Source organism: Pantoea sp. USHLN298, assembly GCF_037149395.1.
Taxonomy (GTDB): Bacteria; Pseudomonadota; Gammaproteobacteria; order Enterobacterales; family Enterobacteriaceae; genus Pantoea; species Pantoea astica.
On sequence record NZ_JBBCRO010000006.1, the window covers coordinates 25,989 to 47,825 of the forward strand.

20 protein-coding genes are annotated in these 21,837 nt (G+C 57.2%); 3 read left to right on the top strand and 17 right to left on the bottom strand.

Features of this window, described 5'->3' with window-relative positions:
• Nucleotides 1-123: 123 nt before the first annotated feature.
• From truD to cysG, 9 genes are all read right to left on the bottom strand, one after another.
• Nucleotides 124-1,164 carry a tRNA pseudouridine(13) synthase TruD gene (gene truD, locus WFK59_RS15845; RefSeq protein WP_336756374.1) on the bottom strand — a complete coding sequence of 347 codons (1,041 nt, stop codon included), beginning with the start codon at nucleotides 1,162-1,164 and terminating at the stop codon, nucleotides 124-126.
• Entirely contained in the window at nucleotides 1,161-1,643 is a 483-nt protein-coding gene (gene ispF, locus WFK59_RS15850; protein WP_094120862.1) for a 2-C-methyl-D-erythritol 2,4-cyclodiphosphate synthase, read from the bottom strand. Before ispF ends, truD begins: the two co-directional genes overlap by 4 nt.
• A complete protein-coding gene (ispD, locus tag WFK59_RS15855) occupies nucleotides 1,643-2,359 on the bottom strand; it encodes a 2-C-methyl-D-erythritol 4-phosphate cytidylyltransferase (protein WP_336756377.1) in 717 nt (238 codons plus the stop codon). Before ispD ends, ispF begins: the two co-directional genes overlap by 1 nt.
• 3 nt (nucleotides 2,360-2,362) lie before the next feature.
• Complete coding sequence (gene ftsB / locus WFK59_RS15860; protein ID WP_013358867.1) at nucleotides 2,363-2,680, bottom strand: cell division protein FtsB; 318 nt, start codon at nucleotides 2,678-2,680, stop codon at nucleotides 2,363-2,365.
• Between the two features lie 178 nt (nucleotides 2,681-2,858).
• Entirely contained in the window at nucleotides 2,859-3,179 is a 321-nt protein-coding gene (locus WFK59_RS15865) for a DUF3561 family protein (protein ID WP_094120860.1), read from the bottom strand.
• A gap of 54 nt (nucleotides 3,180-3,233) precedes the next feature.
• Nucleotides 3,234-3,839 (bottom strand): adenylyl-sulfate kinase, encoded by a 606-nt coding sequence (gene cysC, locus WFK59_RS15870; protein ID WP_336756379.1) that lies wholly within the window; start codon nucleotides 3,837-3,839, stop codon nucleotides 3,234-3,236.
• Nucleotides 3,839-5,266, bottom strand: a complete 1,428-nt coding sequence (gene cysN / locus WFK59_RS15875; RefSeq protein ID WP_336756381.1) for a sulfate adenylyltransferase subunit CysN — start codon at nucleotides 5,264-5,266, stop codon at nucleotides 3,839-3,841. Before cysN ends, cysC begins: the two co-directional genes overlap by 1 nt.
• 11 nt (nucleotides 5,267-5,277) lie before the next feature.
• The gene (gene cysD / locus WFK59_RS15880; protein ID WP_233987283.1) at nucleotides 5,278-6,186 is read right to left on the bottom strand and encodes a sulfate adenylyltransferase subunit CysD; all 909 of its coding nucleotides are present in this window, start codon (nucleotides 6,184-6,186) and stop codon (nucleotides 5,278-5,280) included.
• Nucleotides 6,187-6,195: 9 nt separating this feature from the next.
• On the bottom strand, nucleotides 6,196-7,611 hold the full coding sequence (gene cysG, locus WFK59_RS15885; RefSeq protein WP_336756383.1) for a siroheme synthase CysG: 1,416 nt from the start codon (nucleotides 7,609-7,611) through the stop codon (nucleotides 6,196-6,198).
• Nucleotides 7,612-7,987: 376 nt separating this feature from the next.
• On the opposite strand from cysG, the gene WFK59_RS15890 reads away from it, so the two are divergent.
• A complete protein-coding gene (locus WFK59_RS15890; protein ID WP_233987281.1) occupies nucleotides 7,988-9,001 on the top strand; it encodes an aminopeptidase in 1,014 nt (337 codons plus the stop codon).
• Nucleotides 9,002-9,010: 9 nt separating this feature from the next.
• Nucleotides 9,011-9,295, top strand: a complete 285-nt coding sequence (locus WFK59_RS15895; RefSeq protein ID WP_233987280.1) for a YciI family protein — start codon at nucleotides 9,011-9,013, stop codon at nucleotides 9,293-9,295.
• Nucleotides 9,296-9,342: 47 nt separating this feature from the next.
• Here the strand turns inward: WFK59_RS15895 and WFK59_RS15900 are convergent, their stop codons facing one another.
• From WFK59_RS15900 to cysJ, 3 genes are read right to left on the bottom strand one after another with little or no spacing between them, the layout of a single operon-like run.
• Complete coding sequence (locus WFK59_RS15900; RefSeq protein WP_233987279.1) at nucleotides 9,343-10,077, bottom strand: phosphoadenylyl-sulfate reductase; 735 nt, start codon at nucleotides 10,075-10,077, stop codon at nucleotides 9,343-9,345.
• Entirely contained in the window at nucleotides 10,074-11,795 is a 1,722-nt protein-coding gene (gene cysI, locus WFK59_RS15905; protein WP_233987278.1) for an assimilatory sulfite reductase (NADPH) hemoprotein subunit, read from the bottom strand. The genes WFK59_RS15900 and cysI overlap by 4 nt, the downstream gene beginning before the upstream one ends.
• Complete coding sequence (cysJ, locus tag WFK59_RS15910; RefSeq protein ID WP_233987277.1) at nucleotides 11,795-13,612, bottom strand: NADPH-dependent assimilatory sulfite reductase flavoprotein subunit; 1,818 nt, start codon at nucleotides 13,610-13,612, stop codon at nucleotides 11,795-11,797. Before cysJ ends, cysI begins: the two co-directional genes overlap by 1 nt.
• 299 nt (nucleotides 13,613-13,911) lie before the next feature.
• Between cysJ and queD the strand changes: the two genes are divergently transcribed.
• The gene (queD, locus tag WFK59_RS15915; protein ID WP_233987276.1) at nucleotides 13,912-14,271 is read left to right on the top strand and encodes a 6-carboxytetrahydropterin synthase QueD; all 360 of its coding nucleotides are present in this window, start codon (nucleotides 13,912-13,914) and stop codon (nucleotides 14,269-14,271) included.
• A gap of 98 nt (nucleotides 14,272-14,369) precedes the next feature.
• Here queD and queE read toward each other — a convergent pair whose 3' ends face one another.
• The 5 genes from queE to relA all read right to left on the bottom strand — a co-directional run bounded on the left by queE (nucleotide 14,370) and on the right by relA (nucleotide 21,819).
• Nucleotides 14,370-15,041, bottom strand: coding sequence for a 7-carboxy-7-deazaguanine synthase QueE (gene queE, locus WFK59_RS15920; RefSeq protein WP_233987275.1), 672 nt, complete (start codon nucleotides 15,039-15,041; stop codon nucleotides 14,370-14,372).
• 404 nt (nucleotides 15,042-15,445) lie between these two features.
• Complete coding sequence (gene eno, locus WFK59_RS15925) at nucleotides 15,446-16,741, bottom strand: phosphopyruvate hydratase (RefSeq protein ID WP_094120850.1); 1,296 nt, start codon at nucleotides 16,739-16,741, stop codon at nucleotides 15,446-15,448.
• 76 nt (nucleotides 16,742-16,817) lie between these two features.
• Entirely contained in the window at nucleotides 16,818-18,455 is a 1,638-nt protein-coding gene (gene pyrG / locus WFK59_RS15930; protein ID WP_233987274.1) for a glutamine hydrolyzing CTP synthase, read from the bottom strand.
• Between the two features lie 229 nt (nucleotides 18,456-18,684).
• Nucleotides 18,685-19,473 carry a nucleoside triphosphate pyrophosphohydrolase gene (gene mazG, locus WFK59_RS15935; RefSeq protein ID WP_233987273.1) on the bottom strand — a complete coding sequence of 263 codons (789 nt, stop codon included), beginning with the start codon at nucleotides 19,471-19,473 and terminating at the stop codon, nucleotides 18,685-18,687.
• Nucleotides 19,474-19,587: 114 nt separating this feature from the next.
• A complete protein-coding gene (gene relA, locus WFK59_RS15940) occupies nucleotides 19,588-21,819 on the bottom strand; it encodes a GTP diphosphokinase (protein WP_233987272.1) in 2,232 nt (743 codons plus the stop codon).
• Nucleotides 21,820-21,837: the final 18 nt, after the last annotated feature.

Below are 21,837 nucleotides of genomic sequence, written 5' to 3' on the forward strand. Positions count from 1 at the left end.
TGAAGACCGGACAGCGATTTTTGCATTCTAGCGAGGCATGCAAGGAAGTGGTAGGCGTAAATCATACTACTGCGGGGGTTTGCCGCAACAATACCCACATTCAGGGTAATGTTGCAGCAGGGATTACTCGTCAATATTATCAAGCGCGTCAGTCTGGGTCAGCAGCTCTCTGACCACGCTGGTGGCAAAGCTGCCAGCGGGGAGCCAGAAGCTCATCTCCAGCGTCACCTCATCCCACCAGTTCCAGCACAGATCGCGAGGCACCACCAGCATCGCGCGGCGGGCTGCATCGACGCGTTCACGCGTGATCAGGCTAAGCAAGAGCGTCGCTTCAGCCAGCGCCTGCTGTTCAAACGCCAGCGCATCCGCCTGCGGACCGGCCTCGCCACAGCCCGGCAACGGCGCCGTGATGCGCAATTGGTGTTGATCAACGCGGGCCTGCAGTGCGTGGAGCTCCTCAGGCTGAGCGACAAACCAGCTGCCCCGTCCGGTGAGCTGCAGTGCATCGCCGCTCATCACCTGGCTGAGTCCGCCCTGCTGTTGCAGACGCGCGCTGGTGACCTGATTAAACAGCGCGCTGCGCGCCGCTGACAGCAGCAGGCTGCGCTTGTTACGATCGCGCATCACAATCTCATTGCGCGCCCACTTTTCCGCCATAATCAGGTTGTTGCCGTTACGGCCAAAACGCTGCTCGCCAAAATAGTTAGGCACGCCAGCATCGCGTATCTGCGTCAGACGGGTTTCCACTGCATCGCGATCGCTGATCTGACGGATCACCAGACGGAACGCATTGCCCGCCAGCGCGCCGATACGCAACTTACGCTTGTGGCGCGCCACTTCAAGGATCTCTACCCCTTCCAGCGCAAAGCCGCGCAGATCCGGCATCGCATTGCCCGGCAGACGAAAACAGAGCGTCTGCTCGGTCACCGCATGACGATCTTTCATGCCGGCGTAGCTCATATCACGCTGATGGATGCCGAGATACTTCGCCAGCGCCTCTGCGACAAAGCGGGTATTGGCACCCACTTTGCGGATGCGCACCAGCAGATGCTCGCCTTCCCCGTCCGCGCCATAGCCGAGATCTTCCACCACCACGAAATCTTCCGGGTTAGCTTTGATCACGCCGGTGGCGGCAGGCACGCCGTGCAGATAGTGCAGCATCACTGGCTATCGGCTTTGAGCAGCAGGGCCACCGCCTCACAGGCGATCCCTTCGCCACGACCGGTGAAGCCGAGCTTCTCGGTGGTGGTCGCTTTCACGTTGACCGCATCCATATGGCAGCCGAGATCTTCAGCAATATTGATGCGCATTTGCGGTACGTGCGGCAGCATTTTGGGTGCCTGGGCAATCAGGGTCACATCGACGTTGCCGATGCGGTAGCCTTTAGCTTCAATACGACGCCAGGCTTCACGCAGCAAACCGCGGCTGTCGGCCCCTTTAAAAGCAGGATCGGTATCCGGGAACAGCTTACCAATGTCGCCCATTGCCACCGCACCTAACAGCGCGTCAGTCAGCGCATGCAGCGCGACATCGCCATCAGAGTGGGCGATAAATCCCTGTTCAAACGGGATTCGCACGCCGCCAATCACCAGCGGACCCTCTCCACCGAAGGCGTGAACGTCAAAACCGTGACCGATACGCATTATGCGCTCTCCTTTAATTGAATCTGACTGAGATAAAAAGCCGCCAGCGCCAGATCTTCTGGCCGGGTAACTTTGATGTTATCGCTGCGTCCGCTCACCAGCACCGGATGATAGCCGCAATACTCCAGCGCCGACGCCTCATCCGTGATGGTGGCACCTTCAGACAGCGCGCGCGTCAGGCAGGCAGTGAGTAACGCGTGCGGGAAAAATTGCGGCGTTAAAGCGTGCCACAGATCTTCACGCTCAACGGTATGGGCGATAGCCGCTTTACTCGGCTCGCCCCGCTTCATGGTGTCACGCACCGGCGCCGCGAGTATGCCACCAACGTGGCTCTGTTGACGCACGCTCAGCAGATGCTGAAGGTCGTCCGGATGCAGACAGGGACGCGCCGCATCATGCACTAATACCCATGAGGCGCCTTTGGCAGCCTGCAAGCCGGCCAGCACCGACTCGGCACGCGTTTCACCGCCGGTCACCTGCAGCACGCGCGGATCGCGTGCCAGCGGCAGCGCGGCAAAATGCGGGTCATTGGGGCTCAGGGCGACAATCACCTGTTTGATAGCGGGATGGGAAAACAGGCGTGCAATGCTGTGTTCCAGAAGGGTGTGCTGACCAATCGTCAGATACTGCTTAGGACAGCTTGCCTGCATGCGGCTGCCGATTCCGGCAGCGGGCACCACAGCAATCACATCCGCAAGGGTGGACAGATTGTTCATGTTTTATCGTTGTTGGTTTTGCGCTGCTTGTTGCGCGTTGCGTTTGTTCTGGTCAGGCACAAGGCGATAGAAGGTTTCACCGGGTTTGATCATGCCCAATTCATTGCGTGCGCGTTCCTCGATCGCTTCAGAGCCGCCATTGAGATCGTCAATTTCGGCAAACAGCTGATCGTTACGCGATTTCAGTTTGGCGTTATTCGCCTGTTGCACCGCGACGTCATCGTTGACGCGCGTATAGTCATGGATGCCATTTTTTCCCAGCCACAATGAATATTGCAGCCAGCCAAGCAGCACCAATAGCAGTAACGTCAGTTTTCCCATCCCGCCCCCTAAAAACGGCCCAATCATCCCATAACTTTGCACAGGACTCCACACCAGTGGCGAAAATGGCGCGCTTTGCTGCGCGTCTGCGCAAAATATGAATCAGAGGGATCACCAGACGGGAAAAGTTTTGTAACCTGCCGATGCGTTTGCACATCAGCGCGCTGGCACGAGAGGGTTACCAGCCGGAGAGAAAAGAGAACATTAACCAGAACAGGCAAATGACCAGAATGACTGTGGCGAGCGTGGTCCACAACAACTGGCCGCGCAGCAGCGTGTTGAGCGCAATGCCCATCAGCACCGAGACCGGCAGCAGTGCCAGGAAGAAAGGCCAGGTGTAGAGAAAGAAAAACAAGGTGTTAGAGCCGTACAACAGGAAGGGAATGGCCAGCGCGCACCAGTAGGCAAAAAAGCCGATGATGCCGCCCGGCAGCGACGAACGCGGCTCATCCGGGGTGCTTTCATCTTTACGAGCCAGCATGGGAGTAATGTTCTGCATAGAGGTCCTGTTGACGCGAAGGCGGCAAATCAACGTGGATTTGCCGCTGTCTGTTCAGGATCTGATGATATCGCGGTCACGCAGCAGGTCTAACAATTGGGCGGCAAGTTTTGTAACCAATTGTTCGCCATCCAGCTGGATTTCCGGGCTTTCCGGCGCTTCGTATACGCTATCGATCCCGGTGAAATTACGCAGCTCACCGGCGCGTGCTTTGCGATAGAGTCCTTTAGGATCGCGCGCTTCGCACACCGCCAGCGGCGTATCCACAAACACCTCAATAAACTGGCCCGATTCCAGCAGATCGCGGACCATCTGACGTTCGGCGCGATGCGGCGAAATAAAGGCGGTCAGCACCACCAGCCCGGCGTCCACCATCAGCTTCGCCACTTCGCCGACCCGACGAATGTTCTCTTTGCGGTCGTCATCGCTGAAACCGAGATCGCGGCACAGGCCATGACGCACATTGTCGCCATCCAGCAGATAGGTGCTGACGCCAATGCGGTGCAGCGCCTGCTCCAGCGCGCCCGCCACGGTCGATTTCCCCGAGCCTGACAGCCCGGTGAACCACAGCACCACGCCCTGATGGCCGTGCTGCTGTTCGCGGGCGGTGCGGGTCACCGGATGGTCATGCCACACCACGTTGTCATCGTGCCGGGCCATTATTGACCGCCCAGCAGATCGCGCGCGTTCCAGTGTGGGAAGTGACGGCGCACCAGCGCATTCAGTTCCAGTTCAAAGGCGCTGAACTCGCCGGTATTAACCGGGGCATCATGGTTTGGCTGATGGATCATGCCGGCACCCACGGTAACGTTGCTCAGGCGATCGATAAAGATCATGCCGCCGGTCACCGGGTTCTGCTGATAGCTGTCGAGCACCATCGGTTCGTCAAAGGTGATCTCAATGCGACCAATACCGTTCAGCGGCAGCGTATCGACCTGACGCGTCTCCAGCGAGTTGATCTCGACCTGATGCAGCAACTTCTCTACCCGGCCACGGGTTTTCTTACCGGCGATTTTCAGGTCGTAACTCTGACCGGCCTGCAGCGGCTGTTCTGCCATCCAGACCACGTCAACGCTGGCAGACTGAACCGCTGCCAGATCTTCACTGGCATCCACCAGCAGATCGCCACGGCTGATATCAATCTCATCCTGCAGCACAAGGGTAATCGCTTCGCCTGCACCCGCTTCCTGCAGATCGCCATCAAAGGTCACAATGCGGGCGATGCTGGATTCGACACCGGATGGCAGCACCTTCACACGCTGGCCGACCTGTACGCTGCCTGAAGCCAGCGTTCCGGCGTAGCCGCGGAAATCGAGGTTTGGACGGTTGACATACTGTACCGGGAAACGCATCGGCTGATGATCGACCACGCGTTTCAGTTCAACCGTTTCCAGCACGTCGAGCAGCGTCGGACCGCTGTACCACGACATGGTCTGGCTGGCTGATGCTACGTTATCCCCTTCCAGCGCCGACATCGGCACGAAACGGATATCGAGGTCGTCCGGCAACTGCGCAGCGAAATCGAGATAATCCTGTTTGATCTGCTCGTAACGATCCTGATCGTACTCCACCAGATCCATCTTATTGATCGCCACCACCAGGTGTTTGATCCCCAGCAGCGTCGAGATAAAGCTGTGCCGACGGGTCTGATCCAGCACGCCTTTACGGGCATCGATCAGCAGGATCGCCAGATCGCAGGTTGAGGCACCGGTCGCCATATTACGGGTGTACTGCTCATGTCCCGGCGTATCAGCGATAATAAATTTACGCTTTTCAGTCGAGAAGTAGCGATAGGCCACATCAATGGTGATGCCCTGCTCGCGCTCGGCCTGCAGACCATCCACCAGCAGCGCCAGATCGAGCTTCTCGCCCTGGGTACCGTGACGCTTGCTGTCGTTGTGCAGCGAAGAGAGCTGATCTTCATAGATCTGCCGGGTATCGTGCAGCAGGCGACCAATCAGGGTGCTTTTGCCATCATCGACGCTGCCGCAGGTCAGAAAACGCAGCAGGCTCTTGTGTTGTTGTGCGGTCAGCCAGGCTTCAACGCCGCCCTGGTCGGCAATCTGTTGTGCAATTACGGTATTCATCTGGCGTCTCCTTAGAAATAACCCTGACGTTTTTTCAGTTCCATCGACCCGGACTGATCGCGATCGATCACGCGGCCCTGACGCTCACTGGTGGTAGAGACCAGCATCTCTTCGATGATCTCCGGCAGCGTTTGCGCCTCCGATTCCACCGCGCCGGTCAGCGGCCAGCAGCCGAGGGTACGGAAACGCACCATGCGCTGTTTAATCACTTCACCGGGCTGCAGATTGATCCGATCGTCATCGATCATCATCAGCATGCCATCACGCTCCAGCACCGGACGCGGCGCTGCGAGGTAGAGCGGCACGATCTCGATGTTTTCCAGGAAGATGTACTGCCAGATATCCAGTTCGGTCCAGTTCGACAGCGGGAAAACGCGGATGCTTTCGCCCTTGTTGATCTGACCGTTGTAGTTGTGCCACAGCTCCGGGCGCTGGTTTTTCGGGTCCCAGCGATGGAAACGATCGCGGAACGAGTAGATACGCTCTTTGGCGCGCGACTTCTCTTCGTCACGGCGTGCGCCACCAAAAGCCGCATCGAAACCATATTTATTCAGCGCCTGCTTCAGCCCTTCGGTTTTCATGATGTCGGTGTGTTTGGCACTGCCGTGGACGAACGGGTTAATGCCCATCGCCACGCCTTCCGGGTTGCGGTGAACCAGCAGCTCGGCGCCCATCGCTTTTACGGTGCGATCGCGAAACTCGTACATTTCACGAAATTTCCAGCCGGTATCCACATGCAGCAGCGGGAACGGCAGCGTGCCTGGGAAGAAGGCCTTACGCGCCAGATGCAGCATCACGGAGGAGTCTTTACCGATGGAGTACATCATCACCGGGTTGCTGAACTCTGCCGCCACTTCGCGAATGATGTGGATACTCTCCGCCTCCAGCTGACGCAGATGAGTGAGTCGTTTTTGGTCCATGATTTTCCCTCAAGCCAGATTGACAACGGCGGACTCGCGAGCCCCCTGCTGTGCCGAATGTTGAAACCAGGCGAGTTGCCCGTGCAAATTGACCACTTCTCCGATCACCAGCAGTGCCGGAGTGGGTGCAGAGGCGGCCAGCGCCTCGAGTTGTTCTAAGGTGCCGGTCAGCACCTGTTGATCCTGACGCGTACCGCGACTGATCACCGCCACCGGCGTTGACGCTGCGCGGCCATGCTGAATCAGCGCCTCGCTAATCAGCGCAGCCTTAACCGTCCCCATATAGATCGCCAGCGTCTGACGTGCCCGCGCCAGCGATGGCCAGTCAATGTCGTCACCATCCGGACGACAGTGACCGGTAATAAACATCACGCTCTGAGCATAATCGCGGTGGGTCAGCGGAATACCGGCGTAAGCCGTCGCACCGGCAGCGGCAGTAACGCCCGGCACCACCTGAAACGGAATACCCGCCTGCTGTGCTGCCTGCAGCTCTTCGCCGCCGCGGCCAAAGATAAAGGGATCGCCGCCCTTGAGGCGCACGACCCGCTTGCCCTGCAATGCCAGCTTCACCAGCATCTGATTAGTCTCTTCCTGCGGCACCGAATGCGCGCCGGCCCGTTTGCCGACACAGATACGATCGGCGTCGCGACGCACCAGCTCCAGCACTTCGTCACTGACCAGATGGTCATACAGCACCACATCGGCCAGCTGCATCACCTGCAGACCGCGCAGCGTCAGCAGACCGCTGTCGCCCGGGCCCGCGCCCACCAGAATGATTTCACCCTGACGGGTCGGTTCATCAAGCAGTTCACGATCCAGCGTGCGTTTCGCCTCATCCACATTGCCAGCCGACATCTGACTGGCGAACAGGCCGTTGAACGCCCGCTCCCAGAAACGGCGACGGTCAGACATCCGCTGAAAACGCTGTTTAACCTTGTCACGCCACTGTCCGGCCACCTCAGCCATCTGGCCCAGGTTAGCGGGCAGCAGCGCCTCCAGCTTTTCACGCAGCATCCGCGCCAGCACCGGCGCGGTGCCGCTGGAGGAGATCGCCACCACCAGCGGTGAACGGTCAACAATCGACGGGAAGATAAAGCTGCATTTCGGCTGATCGTCCACCACGTTCACCAGCTTCTGGCGCGCGTTGGCCGCCTCGAATACGGCAGCATTGAGGGCGTTGTCATCGGTTGCGGCAATCACCAGAAAAACGCCGTCCAGCTGGGCAGGATCAAACGCGGTCGCCAGCCACTCCAGCTGCTGCGTCTCCATCAGCGCCTGCAGTTCAGGGCAGAGTTCACGCGCGGCAATCTGCACACGCGCACGCGCACGGCGCAGCAGTTCAATTTTTCGCGCTGCGATATCTCCACCGCCGACAACCAGAACCGGGCGGCCAGAGAGATCGGCAAAAAGGGGCAAATAGTCCACGTTAACCCTGATGTTTTAACTTTGTATTAACGCGACTATACGTCTCTGAGTTTATCCAGATGAAATTACGAATTGGAATGAGTAGTTACTGAATGGAATAACGACCCCGCAAAGCACAGAACAATTTGATCTTAACGACGGAGAATTAAGGGGTTATCCGTGACCGTGCTCACAGATTATTCTCCGGACTCGCGGGGAAAAATCGGCACATCCGGCAGCAAATACAGATTACCGCCAGAGCAGCCAGCGAGCGCTGCGCGTACCGTGCCTGATTCTGTTCATCGTACGCCGGAGCAAAAAGGCTATAATGTCGCCCGGCATGACCGGCCGGTGCGTCATGCCGGACCGGTATCTGAAAAATGAAAAAGGACGCACTATGTTTTTTTCCCTCCGATTGAGGGCAGCCGCGACGTTAATTGGCGCGCTACTTTCCCCGCTGGCACTTGCCAGCCAGCCTGGCCATTTTGCCGAGCAGCAGGTTCGTCACATCGCCACCTATTTTCCTGGCCGGATGAGCGGCAGTCCGGCCGAACTGATGGCGGCCGACTATCTGCAGCAGCAATTTTCCGCGCTGGGTTTTAAGACCAATACCCGGCAGTTCAACACCGGCTATAACTGGCAGGAAAATGACGGAAAATTACGCTGGCATAAGCTGACGGCGACCTCCGTGATTGCTGCCCGCGCCGGCAGTGAACCGCAGGAGATTCTGATCGTCGCGCATCTGGATACCTGGACGCCGCACAGCAACAGTCAGACTAACCAGAACCTCGGTGGTTTACGCCTGCAGGGCGTCGATGATAACGCCTCGGGCCTTGGCGTGATGCTGGAGCTGGCACAACAGCTGAGTCAGCAACCGCTGCATTACGGCGTGCGCTTCGTGGCGCTCAGCGCCGGTGAGGCGGAGATGCACGGCATGGACGATTATGTCGAGCGCATGAGCGCCAGAGAGAAGAAAAATACCCTGCTGGTGATCGATCTCAACAGCCTGATCGCCGGCGATCATCTCTATTTCAACAGCGGGATGAATACCCCGCGCGCGGTGCGTAAACAGACCAGCGAGCGCGCCTTGCTGCTGGCGCGCCAGCATGGCATTTCTGCCGCCAGCCATCAGTTAACCCGCCAGGATTTTCCCGGCCTGAACGCCTTTGATAAAGCGGGCTTTCCACTGCTGGATGTCACGGCCAGCAACTGGACGCTGGGTAACAAAGATGGCGCTCAGCAGCGTCATCGCAGCCGTCATTTTCCCGACGGCACCATTCGCCATCAGACCGATCGCGATAACCTGAACTATCTGGATCGCTGGATGCCTGGCCGGATTACCGCCCGTACCCGCGACAGCGTCAGCGTTCTGCTGCCGCTGCTAAGCGAACTCACTAATCCCAAAGTCTGAGGATCTGTTATGTACGTTGTTTCTCTCGATTATTTTCGTCCGATGGAAGAGGTAGAAGCGCTGCTGGCCGCACACATTACGTGGCTGGATCGCTATTTTGAGGCAGGCGTAATGATTGCGGCAGGACGAAAAGATCCGCGTACCGGTGGAATGCTGCTGGTGAAAGAGATGGAACCTGAACGGCTGGAGGCGATACTGGCAGAAGATCCCTTTGTTGCGGTGGCGCACTACGCGGTGACCCGAGTGAACGTCACGCGCGCGGCTGAAGAATTTGCTGGCTTAAAAGGTCAGTAAATCACCGGCTTCTCTGTGAAATCGCAGAGAAGCCGGAAACCGCACCCTTACCCTTCGTGCAGACCGCACTCGCGCTTCAGGCCGAAAAAGCGGGTCTCTTCTTCTGCCATGCCTGGCTCCCACTTACGGGTGGTATGGGTATCGCCCACTGAGAGATAGCCTTCATCCCACAGCGGATGGTATTTCAGATTATGCTGCTGCAGATACTGATGAATCTGGCGGTTATCCCAGTCGATGATCGGCAGCACTTTAAACACGCCGCGCTGCACCCCGAGCACCGGCAGATTAGCCCGGCTACCGGACTGATCGCGGCGCAGGCCAGCAAACCAGGTCTGCGCACCGAGCGTTTCCAGCGCGCGATTCATCGGTTCCACTTTATTGATGTCGTTGTATTTCTCAATCCCCTCAACGCCCTGCTCCCACAGCTTGCCATAGCGCGCTTCCTGCCAGGCCGGTGAGGTCTCCGCGCGGAACACCTTGAGGTTGAGATTGAGCTGATCCGCCAGCTCATCAATGAAGCGATAGGTTTCCGGGAACAGATAGCCGGTATCGGTGAGGATCACCGGAATATCGGGCTGCTGACGCGTCACCAGATGCAGCGACACCGCCGCCTGAATGCCGAAGCTGGAAGAGAGCACATAGGCGCCCGGCAGATTTTCCAGCGCCCAGCTCACCCGCGCTTCCGCTGACGATTTCTCCAGCTGCGCATTGGTGGCCGCCAGCGCCATTGCGCGCTGGACTTTGGACATCTCATTCAGTGCTGCGAGGTCAATCTGACTCATTTTGCCTCCTCCCAGAAATCACGCGCCGGGTCCAGCACAGGCGCAACGATGCCCGCGCGGATCACGAAGTCACCAAAGCCTTCAGCGGCATGGCGCTCTTTGGCCCAGCGTCCCACCAGTTCATCAATGGTGGCGAGGATTTCGTTTTCATTAATGTTTTCACGGTACATCCGCGGGATGCGTGTGCCGATGCGGTTGCCGCCGAGATGCAGGTTGTAACGGCCTGGCGCTTTGCCGACCAGACCCAGTTCAGCCAGCATGGCACGGCCACAGCCGTTGGGACAACCGGTAACGCGTAACACTATGTGCTCATCACCGACGCCGTGGCTGTGCATGATCGCTTCAACTTTGGTCACGAACGCCGGCAGGAAGCGTTCCGCCTCCGCCATCGCCAGTGGACAGGTCGGGAACGCCACGCAGGCCATCGAGTTCTCGCGCTGCGCCGAGACGTTTTCCATCAGCCCATGCTCACGGGCGATCGCCTCAATCTTCGCCTTTTCGCTTTCCGGCACGCCCGCCACAATCAGGTTCTGGTTGGCGGTCAGACGGAAATCGCCCTGGTGGATTTTAGCAATCTCAGCCACGCCGCTCTTCAGCGGACGGCCAGGATAGTCCAGCAGGCGACCATTCTCGATAAACAGCGTCAGGTGCCATTTATTGTCAATGCCTTTGATCCAGCCAATTCGATCGCCGCGGGTGGTAAATTCGTACGGACGGATCGGTTCAAAAGTGACGCCCGCCCGCTTCTCGACTTCCGCTTTAAACGTCTCAACGCCGACGCGTTCCAGGGTGTATTTGGTTTTGGCATTCTTACGATCGGTGCGGTTACCCCAGTCGCGCTGGGTAGTCACCACCGCTTCAGCCACGTCGAGGATCTTCTCCAGCGGGAAGTAGCCGAACTCGCTGGCGGTACGGGCGTAGGTCGCTTTGTTACCGTGCTCAATCGACAGTCCACCACCGACCAGCAGGTTAAAGCCCACCAGCTTGCCCTGCTCGGCCACGGCGATGAAGTTAAGATCGTTGGCGTGCAGATCCACATCGTTGTGCGGCGGGATCACCACGGTAGTTTTAAACTTACGCGGCAGATAGGTCTCACCGAGGATCGGCTCTTCGTCGGTGGTCGCAACTTTCTCCTGATCCCACCAGATTTCGGCGTAGGCACGGGTGCGCGGCAGCAGGTGCTCAGAGAGTTTCTTCGCCCACTCATACGCTTCCTGATGCAGCTCCGACTCCACCGGATTCGAGGTACAGAGCACGTTGCGGTTAACATCGTTGGCGGTGGCCAGCGCATCCAGTCCGACTTCATGCAGCATCTGGTGCGTCGGCTTGACATTCTTCTTCAGAATGCCGTGAAACTGGAAGGTCTGACGGTTAGTCAGACGGATGCTGCCATAGATGGTTTTATCGGTGGCAAATTTGTCGATGGCCAGCCACTGGGTCGGCGTAATGATGCCGCCCGGCAAGCGGCAACGCAGCATCATGGCGTGGCGCGGCTCCAGCTTCTGCTCAGCACGCTCGGCACGAATATCGCGGTCATCCTGCTGGTACATACCGTGGAAACGGATCAGCAGGAAGTTGTCACCGGTAAAGCCGCCGGTCAGACCCTCTTCCAGATCTTCTTTAATGGTGCCGCGCAGATAGTTGCTCTGCTTCTTCAGACGCTCAGCGTCGGCTAATTTGCCTTCTACAACCAGCGGTCCAGGGTGTTTTTCGCTCATTAGTAAACGTCTCGCTGATAACGGCGCTCAATGCGCAGCTCACTTAAAAATTCGTCGGCCGCTTCACGATCCATTCCGCCGTGTTCGACCACCACATCCAGTAATGCCTGCTCAACGTCCTTCGCCATGCGATTCGCATCGCCACAGACGTAAAGGTGCGCGCCTTCCTGCAGCCAGCGCCACACTTCCGCACCGTTGGCGCGGATCTTATCCTGTACGTATACCTTCTCTGCCTGATCGCGTGACCAGGCCAGATCGATTCGGGTCAGCAGCCCCTCTTTCACATATTTCTGCCACTCCACCTGATAGAGGAAATCATCGGTAAAGTGCGGATTGCCGAAGAACAGCCAGTTTTTGCCGCTGGCACCGTCGTTTTCGCGCTGCTGCATAAAGGCGCGGAACGGCGCGATGCCGGTACCCGGTCCAATCATGATCACCGGTGCGTCCGGATTAGCCGGCAGGCGGAAGTTATCGTTGTGCTCGATAAACACCCGAACTTCGCCCTCTTCTTCAACCCGATCGGCCAGCCAGGTCGATGCACCGCCGCCACGCTGACGACCTTCAATATCAAAGCGTACTGCACTCACGGTGATATGCACTTCGGTATCGGTCTCCGCCTGCGACGATGCGATTGAGTAGAGCCGTGGCGTCAGCGGACGCAGCAACGTCGTCAGTTGCTCTGCGCTGAGCTCCGCCGGGGCCAGACGAATCATGTCGACAATCGGATAACGCTGCGCATACTGTTGCAGCCGGGCTTTATCATCCACCAGCGCCAGCAGCTCGGCATCACGCGACAGCTGGGCATACTGCGCGACGATCTGCGCCGTATTAACCGTCAGCTCAAAATGTTTTTGCAGCGCTTCAGCCAGCGGCAGCGTTGCGCCCTGGACCTGCACCGGCTCATCACCTTTCAGCCAGACCAGCTCCAGCAGCTCGCTGACCAGCGCGCTATCATTTTCATACCAGATACCCAGCGCGTCGCCGGGCTGGTAGCGCAGGCCTGACTCGCCGAGATCAATTTCAATGTGGCGAACATCTTTGTCAGAGTCGCGGCCGGTAATTTTCTGATTCACCGCCAGCGTGGCGCTGAGTGGCGCCTCTTTAGTATAGGGGCTGGTGGTGACTTCATTGACGCTGCCTGCGGCGGCTGCGGCAGCCTGAGCCGGGGATTCGGTCGGCACGCGCTGCTTTAAAATCTCTGTCAGCGCGCTGCGCCAGGCCGCCGCCTGATCGGCATACTCGACGTCGGCATCAACCCGATCCAGCAGTCGCTCCGCGCCCAGCTCCGCCAGCCGGCTATCAAAATCCTTGCCCGCTTTGCTGAAAAATTCATAAGAGCTGTCGCCGAGGCCAAACACCGCAAACGCGGTACCGGTCATTTTCGGCGCCTTTTTTGACAGCAGGAATTTATGCAGCGCCACCGCTTCTTCCGGTGGATCGCCTTCGCCCTGGGTGGATGTCACCACCACCAGCAGCTTTTCCTGCCCAATTTGCTTGAACTTGTAATCGCCAGCATTCACCAGGTTTACATTCAGTCTGGCTGCCTGCAGGTCATCGCGCAACTGCTCGGCCAGGCGACGGGCATTGCCGGTCTGCGAAGCCGACAGCAGCGTGATTGCCGGTGCTTCTGGCGCGGTGGCGGTGACGGGGGCCGGCGCGCTGGCCACTGCGCTACCCGGTGTCTGTTCAACCCTGCCCCAGAAATAACCTGACAGCCATGCCAGCTGGGTGGGGGAATAATCGGTCGTCGCCGCCTGTAAGCGGGCGAGTTGTTCCGGGGAGAGCGGAAGCAGTGAACCTGGTGCCTGAGTCGTCATCGCGTTAAAAATTCCAGTATCAGAAGTCCGGACCGTAAAATGGCGGAAGAGTGCGTAGGTTACCGGCCCGTATATTAACGATTAAATACACCTTCGACATATCAAATAACCAAAATGACTAAATGGTTTTCCTGGTAGGATTAATCGGCAAAAGTGGTAAGTAAAGCGGCGATATATCAGTTAATTAGCTGGTACAACATCGGCAGGCGGGAGGTTTCGTGGCGGCGTTATGTGATCCAGGTGCGAAAATAGCGGTTTTCAGGTAGAATTTAGCGGTTTTTTCCTGTCTGAGAACCACTATGTCTACCACTTTATTTAAAGAGTTCCAGTTCGAAGCCGCGCACCATTTACCCAACGTGCCGGCCGGACACAAATGCGGTCGTCTGCACGGTCATTCATTTCTGGTGCGTCTGGAAATTACCGGCGAAGTGGATGCGCACACTGGCTGGGTGATGGATTTCGCTGAACTGAAAGCGGCGTTTAAGCCGATCTACGATCGCCTTGACCACTATTATCTCAATGAGATCCCTGGGCTGGAAAACCCGACCAGCGAAGTGCTGGCAAAATGGATCTGGGATCAGATGAAGCCTCGCCTGCCGCTGCTCAGTGCGGTGATGATCAAAGAAACCTGCACTGCGGGCTGCGTCTACCGCGGTTAATGCTGTCGGATCGAACCCTTCGATCCGGCACAGCGTTTTTTACCCGCCGATCCGGCTAGCCCGGTTTCGGACTTTCACCCGGCCCACATCGCATCGCCTCAGGCGATATTGAGATATTTGTGAGTCTGCATCGACAGACGCCAGTTACGCGCAATGCAGGTCTCGATACAGAGTCGGGTTGCCTCATCTTTGCGGCTGATCGGCTGTAAAGCGATGATGCGGGCTTTATCGTCATCAAGAGCGGCCAGCAGTTCATCCAGCGCCTCGACATCACGCATACGCGCCACCGGGTGCTTGATCTCATCCGCGCGGACCAGCGCCTGCGGCAGCACATCATAGCCGCCACGCATATTCACTTTAGGCGAAACCGTCACCCAGGTCCGATCGGAACAGCGAATCTCATGGGTGCCGCTGGTCTCAATCTGGCACTGAAAACCGTGCTGCTCCAGCGTCGTGGTTAACGGACGCAGATCGTAGATCGCCGGTTCGCCGCCGGTGATCACCACATGGCGCGCGGTCCAGCCCTGCTGCTGGATGGCGTTAAGTAAGGTTGCCGCATCGGCATCGCCCCATGCGTCACTCTCTACCGTTTTAATTAAAATATCGCCCAGCGACGTTTCCCGATCCGCCCGCTTCTCCCAGGTATGTTTGGTATCACACCAGCTACAGCCCACCGGACATCCCTGTAAGCGGATGAAAATGGCGGGTACGCCGGTATAAAAACCTTCGCCCTGCAGTGTCTGGAACATTTCGTTAATCGGGTATTGCATTACGGACTCGCTTGAAAAAAACAGGGCGCTGATTATGGCAGATTTGCCGCACAGCTCAACCACGCGTTGTGCCTTTTCTCCGCGCCGGACAAAAGCCAAAACGTCACAAAAGAGAGGCTTCAGACGGCTAGCAGGTTCAAAATATGGATGGCCAGGACAGAACCCGCGCTTAGGACAAAACGCCTGGAGCGTTTTTGAACAACGCAAAACGTTGGCCCGGTAACGGGCGCACCTCAGGGATGAGGTGCGTAATCGCACGGGCGAGCAGAAAGAGATGCCGCTTTTGCCTCTTTGCGATCGGGATTTGCCATCCGCGTCTGCACACCGCCGCCAACAAAAAGCCCCGCACAAGGCGGGGCTTTCAGATGATGCGATGCCGCTTTACGCGACATCTGCACAGGTCATTACTGACCTTTAACTTCTTTCAGGCCGTTGAATGGCGCTTTTGAACCCAGCGCTTCTTCGATACGAATCAGCTGGTTGTACTTCGCCACACGGTCAGAACGGCTCATTGAACCGGTTTTGATCTGGCCCGCTGCAGTCCCTACCGCCAGGTCAGCGATGGTTGCATCTTCGGTTTCGCCTGAACGGTGAGAGATCACGGCAGTGTAGCCCGCGTCTTTCGCCATTTTGATCGCTGCCAGGGTTTCGGTCAGAGAACCGATCTGGTTGAATTTGATCAGAATGGAGTTAGCGATACCTTTGTCGATACCTTCTTTCAGGATTTTGGTGTTGGTCACGAACAGGTCGTCACCCACCAGCTGGATTTTGTCGCCCAGGACTTTGGTCTGGTAAGCGAAGCCATCCCAGTCAGATTCGTCCAGGCCATCTTCGATAGAAACGATCGGATACTGTTTGGTCAGATCTTCCAGGAAGTGGGTGAACTCTTCTGAAGTGAACGCTTTACCGCCTTCACCGGCCAGCACGTATTTGCCATCTTTGTAGAACTCAGAGGCCGCACAGTCCATCGCCAGCGTAATGTCTTTGCCCAGCTCGTAGCCCGCTGCTTTTACTGCTTCAGCGATAACGGCCAGCGCTTCGGCGTTAGAACCCAGGTTTGGCGCATAGCCACCTTCGTCACCGACTGCAGTGCTCATGCCTTTGCTTTTCAGCACTTTTGCCAGGTTGTGGAACACTTCTGAACCCATACGGATCGCTTCTTTCACGCTTGAAGCGCCAACCGGCTGAATCATGAATTCCTGGATATCAACGTTGTTATCGGCATGCTCGCCACCGTTGATGATGTTCATCATTGGCAGTGGCATAGAGTATTTGCCTGGGGTGCCGTTCAGTTCAGCGATGTGCTCATACAGCGGCTGACCTTTAGAGGCCGCAGCGGCTTTCGCCGCCGCCAGTGAGACGGCCAGAATGGCGTTCGCACCGAAGTTGGATTTGTTCTCAGTACCGTCCAGGTCGATCATGATTTTATCGATGTTCGCCTGATCTTTCGCGTCTTTGCCTTTTACCGCTTCAGCAATCGGGCCGTTTACCGCAGCAACGGCTTTGGTCACGCCTTTGCCCAGGAAACGAGATTTGTCACCGTCACGCAGTTCCAGTGCTTCGCGAGAACCGGTAGAAGCCCCTGATGGCGCTGCTGCCAGACCAACGAAACCGCCTTCCAGATGCACTTCTGCTTCAACAGTCGGGTTACCACGTGAGTCGATAATTTCGCGACCGATGACTTTTACGATTTTGGACATTACGTTTTTCCTCAGTACAAGTTAGTCAATCCTAAGACAAACAACGCGCGAAAAGTTCGCGCGCTGCTCGTGAATCTTACTTCGCTAAACGCTTCTGATGCTCATGTGCCGCTTTCACAAAGCCGGCAAACAACGGATGGCCATCACGAGGGGTCGAGGTAAACTCCGGGTGGAACTGGCAGGCCACAAACCACGGATGGTTCGGGATTTCAATAATCTCAACCAGTTGATCATCACCAGAACGACCCGCTACGCGCAGACCGGCTGCTTCAATCGGCTTCAGCAGCATGTTGTTGACTTCATAACGGTGGCGATGGCGCTCAACGATGGTGTCAGAACCGTACAGCTGGCGAACCTGGCTGCCCGGCGTTAACTGACACTGCTGGCTGCCCAGACGCATGGTGCCGCCCAGATCGCTCTGCTCGCTGCGAACTTCGACGTTGCCGTCTTCGTCACGCCATTCGGTAATCAATGCCACTACCGGATATTTACAGTCTGGCACAAATTCGGTGGAGTTGGCGCCTTCCATCCCGGCGACGTTACGGGCGAACTCCATCAGTGCCACCTGCATACCAAGACAGATGCCGAGATACGGCACGTTGTTTTCACGTGCGTACTGCGCGGTCATCAGCTTGCCTTCGACGCCACGGTAACCGAAGCCACCCGGAATCAGAATCGCATCCAAATCTTTCAGTAATTCGACACCGCGTGATTCGACATCCTGCGAGTCGATCAGTTTGATGTTCACGGTGACGCGATTTTTCAGGCCGCCGTGCTTCAGCGCTTCAATCACTGATTTATAGGCATCCGGCAATTCAACGTATTTGCCGACCATCCCGATGGTGACTTCCCCACCCGGATTGGCTTCTTCGTAAATCACCTGTTCCCACTCGGCCAGATTGGCTTCCGGCGCATTCAGGTTGAAGCGTTTGCAGATATAGTCATCCAGGCCCTGCGACTTCAGCATGCCAGGAATCTTGTAAATGGAATCCACGTCTTTCAGTGAAATAACCGCTTTCTCTGGCACGTTACAGAACAGCGCGATTTTAGCGCGTTCGTTGGCTGGCACAGCGCGATCGGAACGGCAGATCAGCACGTCTGGCTGAATACCGATGGAGAGCAGCTCTTTAACCGAGTGCTGGGTCGGTTTAGTTTTCACTTCACCGGCAGCGGCCATATAGGGCACCAGCGTCAGGTGCATATACATGGTGTGTTCGCGGCCCACATCCACCGCCATCTGGCGAATCGCTTCCAGGAACGGCAGGGATTCGATATCGCCGACCGTGCCGCCGATTTCGACCAGCACCACATCGTGGCCTTCGCCGCCTTCAATAATGCGCTCTTTGATGGCGTTGGTGATGTGCGGAATCACCTGAATGGTGGCACCCAGATAGTCGCCACGGCGCTCTTTGCGCAGCACTTCTGAGTAGATACGGCCAGTGGTGAAGTTGTTACGACGCGACATTTTAGTGCGGATGAAGCGCTCGTAGTGACCCAAATCGAGATCGGTTTCAGCCCCGTCATCAGTGACGAAAACTTCACCGTGCTGAGTCGGGCTCATGGTACCTGGATCCACGTTGATATACGGGTCCAGCTTCATGATGGTCACGTTAAGACCACGGGCTTCGAGAATGGCTGCGAGGGAGGCTGCGGCAATGCCTTTACCCAGAGAGGATACGACCCCGCCGGTCACAAAAATATAATTCGTTGTCATGCTGAACCTGAGAGTTTAGGTTTAAAGACGGTGGAATAACCAGGACGGGAAAACAGTATACTGGAAACCGCTATCAGCCACAATTGATGAATCACTGCCATCCTCCAACGCATTGCTGCGGCTAACATAGCGGATAGCCGTTAATGAAATGTTGATGTACGTCACAAAGTTGTCGCCACGCTGAATCGTGTAAGCTCAGATGGCGAATTTATGCACAGCGCTGGAATAATCAGCACTTCTCGCCGGTTTTCACCTGCTGCCAGGCCGCTTCCATTTGTTCCAGCGTGGCACCAGGCATACTTAATCCCTGTGCGGCGATGATCGCCTCCACCTGGCGGAAGCGGCGTTCAAACTTGTCGTTGGCCTTTTGCAGCGCGGTTTCAGCTTTACTGCCCAGATGGCGCGACAGGTTCACCGTCGCAAACAGCAGGTCACCGATCTCCTCTTCCAGCTTCTGGCTATCCACCACGCTTTGCTGTGCCTCGTGCATCACTTCATCGATCTCTTCATGCACTTTTGCCACCACCGGCCCCAGCGTGGTCCAGTCAAAACCGACGTTGTGGCAGCGCTTCTGGATTTTGTGGGCGCGCATCAGCGCCGGCAGCGCTCTGGGGATGTCGTCCAGCGCCGAATGCTGGGCCTTCTCCGCCCGTTCAGCGGTCTTGATCGCTTCCCAGTTTTTCAGCACTTCGCGGCTGGTTTCCGCGCTGGCGTCAGCAAAAATGTGCGGATGACGGCGCTCCAGCTTGTCGCTGATGGCGTGGCAGATATCCTCAAAGGTAAAGCGATCCTGCTCGCTGGCCATCTGGGCATAAAACACCACCTGAAACAGCAGATCGCCCAGCTCGCCGCGCAGATCGTCAAAATCTTCCCGCTGGATGGCGTCCAGCACTTCATAGGTCTCTTCCAGCGTATACGGGGCGATGGTGGCGAAGGTCTGCTCACGATCCCACGGGCAGCCGTGTTGCGGATCGCGCAGGGTTTTCATAATGCCAAGCAGGCGATCAATGGCGTTCATTCTGGAAATCCTTTGCGGTTGGTCGTGAGGTGGCGCATCAATAGCGCCGGTGGTGCGGCGCGTCTGCCCGGCGATTCACATCAGCGGCGAATAGCGGGCAGACGGCCAGAAGCATCAGTGTAAACGGCGGGCGTCGATGATATCAGAGACCTGGTTCAGCCGCGCCAGCACCCGTCCCAGCACCTGATGGTTATAAATCTCGATATCCATGTCGATGGTTGCCAGCTGCTTTTTGGTATCGCTGCGGCTCGACACGCCCAGCACATTGACCTTTTCATTGGCGAGGATGGTGGTGATATCCCGCAGCAATCCGCTGCGATCGTTGGCCGTCACCCGTACCACCAGCGAGTAACCGCTGGAGTAACTTTCGCCCCATACCGCGTCAACAATGCGTTCCGGCGCATGGGAGATCAGCTCCGCCAGCTGGTCACAGTCGGCACGGTGAATCGAAATACCGCGCCCCTGGGTGATGAAGCCGACGATATCATCACCCGGAATCGGCTGGCAGCAACGCGCAATGTGGTGCATCAGGTTGCCCACGCCTTCCACCACCACGCGCCCGCTCTCTTTGCGTGACGGTGGAGTGTAAGATTTCTGGGTTAACTGGCGCAGCGCTTCGCGATCTTCCTCTTCGGCGCTCGGCTTGTTGAGCTTCGCCTGCAGGAAGTTCACCATCTGATTAAGGCGAATATCGCCACCGCCAATCGCCGCCAGTAACTCCTCCAGAGAGGTGACGTTATAGCGCGGCAGCAGCAACTTCTCTGCTTCACGCAGGCTGATATCGAGCTGGTTCAGCTCGTTATCCAGAATCTGTCGTCCGGCGATGATGTTCTTATCGCGATCCTGCTTACGGAACCAGTTGTGAATCTTCGAGCGGCCACGGCTGGTGGTGATGTAACCGAGGTTGGGATTGAGCCAGTCACGGCTCGGGTTCGGCTGTTTCTGGGTGATCACTTCAACCTGATCGCCCATCTGAAGCTGATAGGTAAACGGCACGATGCGGCCGCCGATTTTGGCACCGATGCAGCGGTGACCGATATCACTGTGGATGTGGTAAGCGAAGTCGAGCGGCGTTGAGCCGGCGGGCAGATCCACCACATCCCCTTTCGGCGTAAAGACGTAAACCCGATCGTCAAATACCTGGCTGCGCACCTCTTCCAGCAGTTCACCGGAATCCGCCATCTCTTCCTGCCAGCTGATCAGCTTACGCAGCCAGGCGATACGCTCTTCGTGACCCGCCGCGCCGCGTGCGCTGCTGGAGGTCGGGCCTTCTTTGTATTTCCAGTGCGCTGCCACGCCCAGTTCGGCATCTTCATGCATCTGGCGGGTACGGATCTGAATCTCCACCGTTTTGCCCTGCGGGCCTAACACCACGGTGTGAATCGACTGGTAACCATTGGGCTTAGGGTTCGCCACGTAGTCATCAAACTCGCTCGGCAGATGACGATAAAGCGTGTGTACCGTGCCCAGCGCGCCGTAACAATCCTGTAAGCGTTCGGCCACGATACGCACTGCCCGCACGTCGAACAGCTCATCAAACGCCAGCGACTTCTTCTGCATCTTGCGCCAGATGCTGTAGATATGTTTCGGCCGGCCATAGACTTCGGCGCGTACGCCCTCTTTGGCCATCTCTTTGCGCAGGTTGCTGACGAAGTTGTCGATGTACTGCTCACGGTCAATGCGCCGCTCATGCAGCAGTTTGGCGATGCGTTTGTATTCATCGGGATGCAGATAGCGGAAGCAGTAATCTTCCAGCTCCCACTTCAGTTGACCAATGCCGAGCCGGTTGGCCAGCGGCGCATAGATGTTGGTGCTCTCTTTGGCGGCCAGTACCCGCTCATCTTCCGGCGCGTCTTTCATTTCGCGCAGGTTCATGATGCGCTCGGCCAGTTTGAGCACCACGCAGCGGAAATCTTCTACCATCGCCAGCAGCATCCGGCGAACGTTATCCACCTGCTCGGAGGCCATCGAATCATTGTGAATCGCTTTCAGCTGACGGATCGCATCCATATCGCGCACGCCATGCACCAGCGAGACAATGCCTTTGCCCACCGTTTTTTCCAGATCTTCTTCGCTCACCACTTCATCGTTAGCCAGCGGGAAGATCAGCGCCGCACACAGGCTTTCAATATCCATACTGAGCATCGAGAGGATTTCGACCATCTCGATGCCGCGCCACAGCAGCAGCGATTGATCGGGATGGCCCTGGGTTTGCGCTTCACAGTAGCGCCAGGTTTCGGCGACGCGTTGACATGATTGCGGGTTAGCAATACCGAGACTGGCGATCCACTGGTCGAGGGCAAATTCCCCCTCAGTATTTAAATGCGCACTTCTGACCGCAACCATATCCTCTCCTGCACAGCG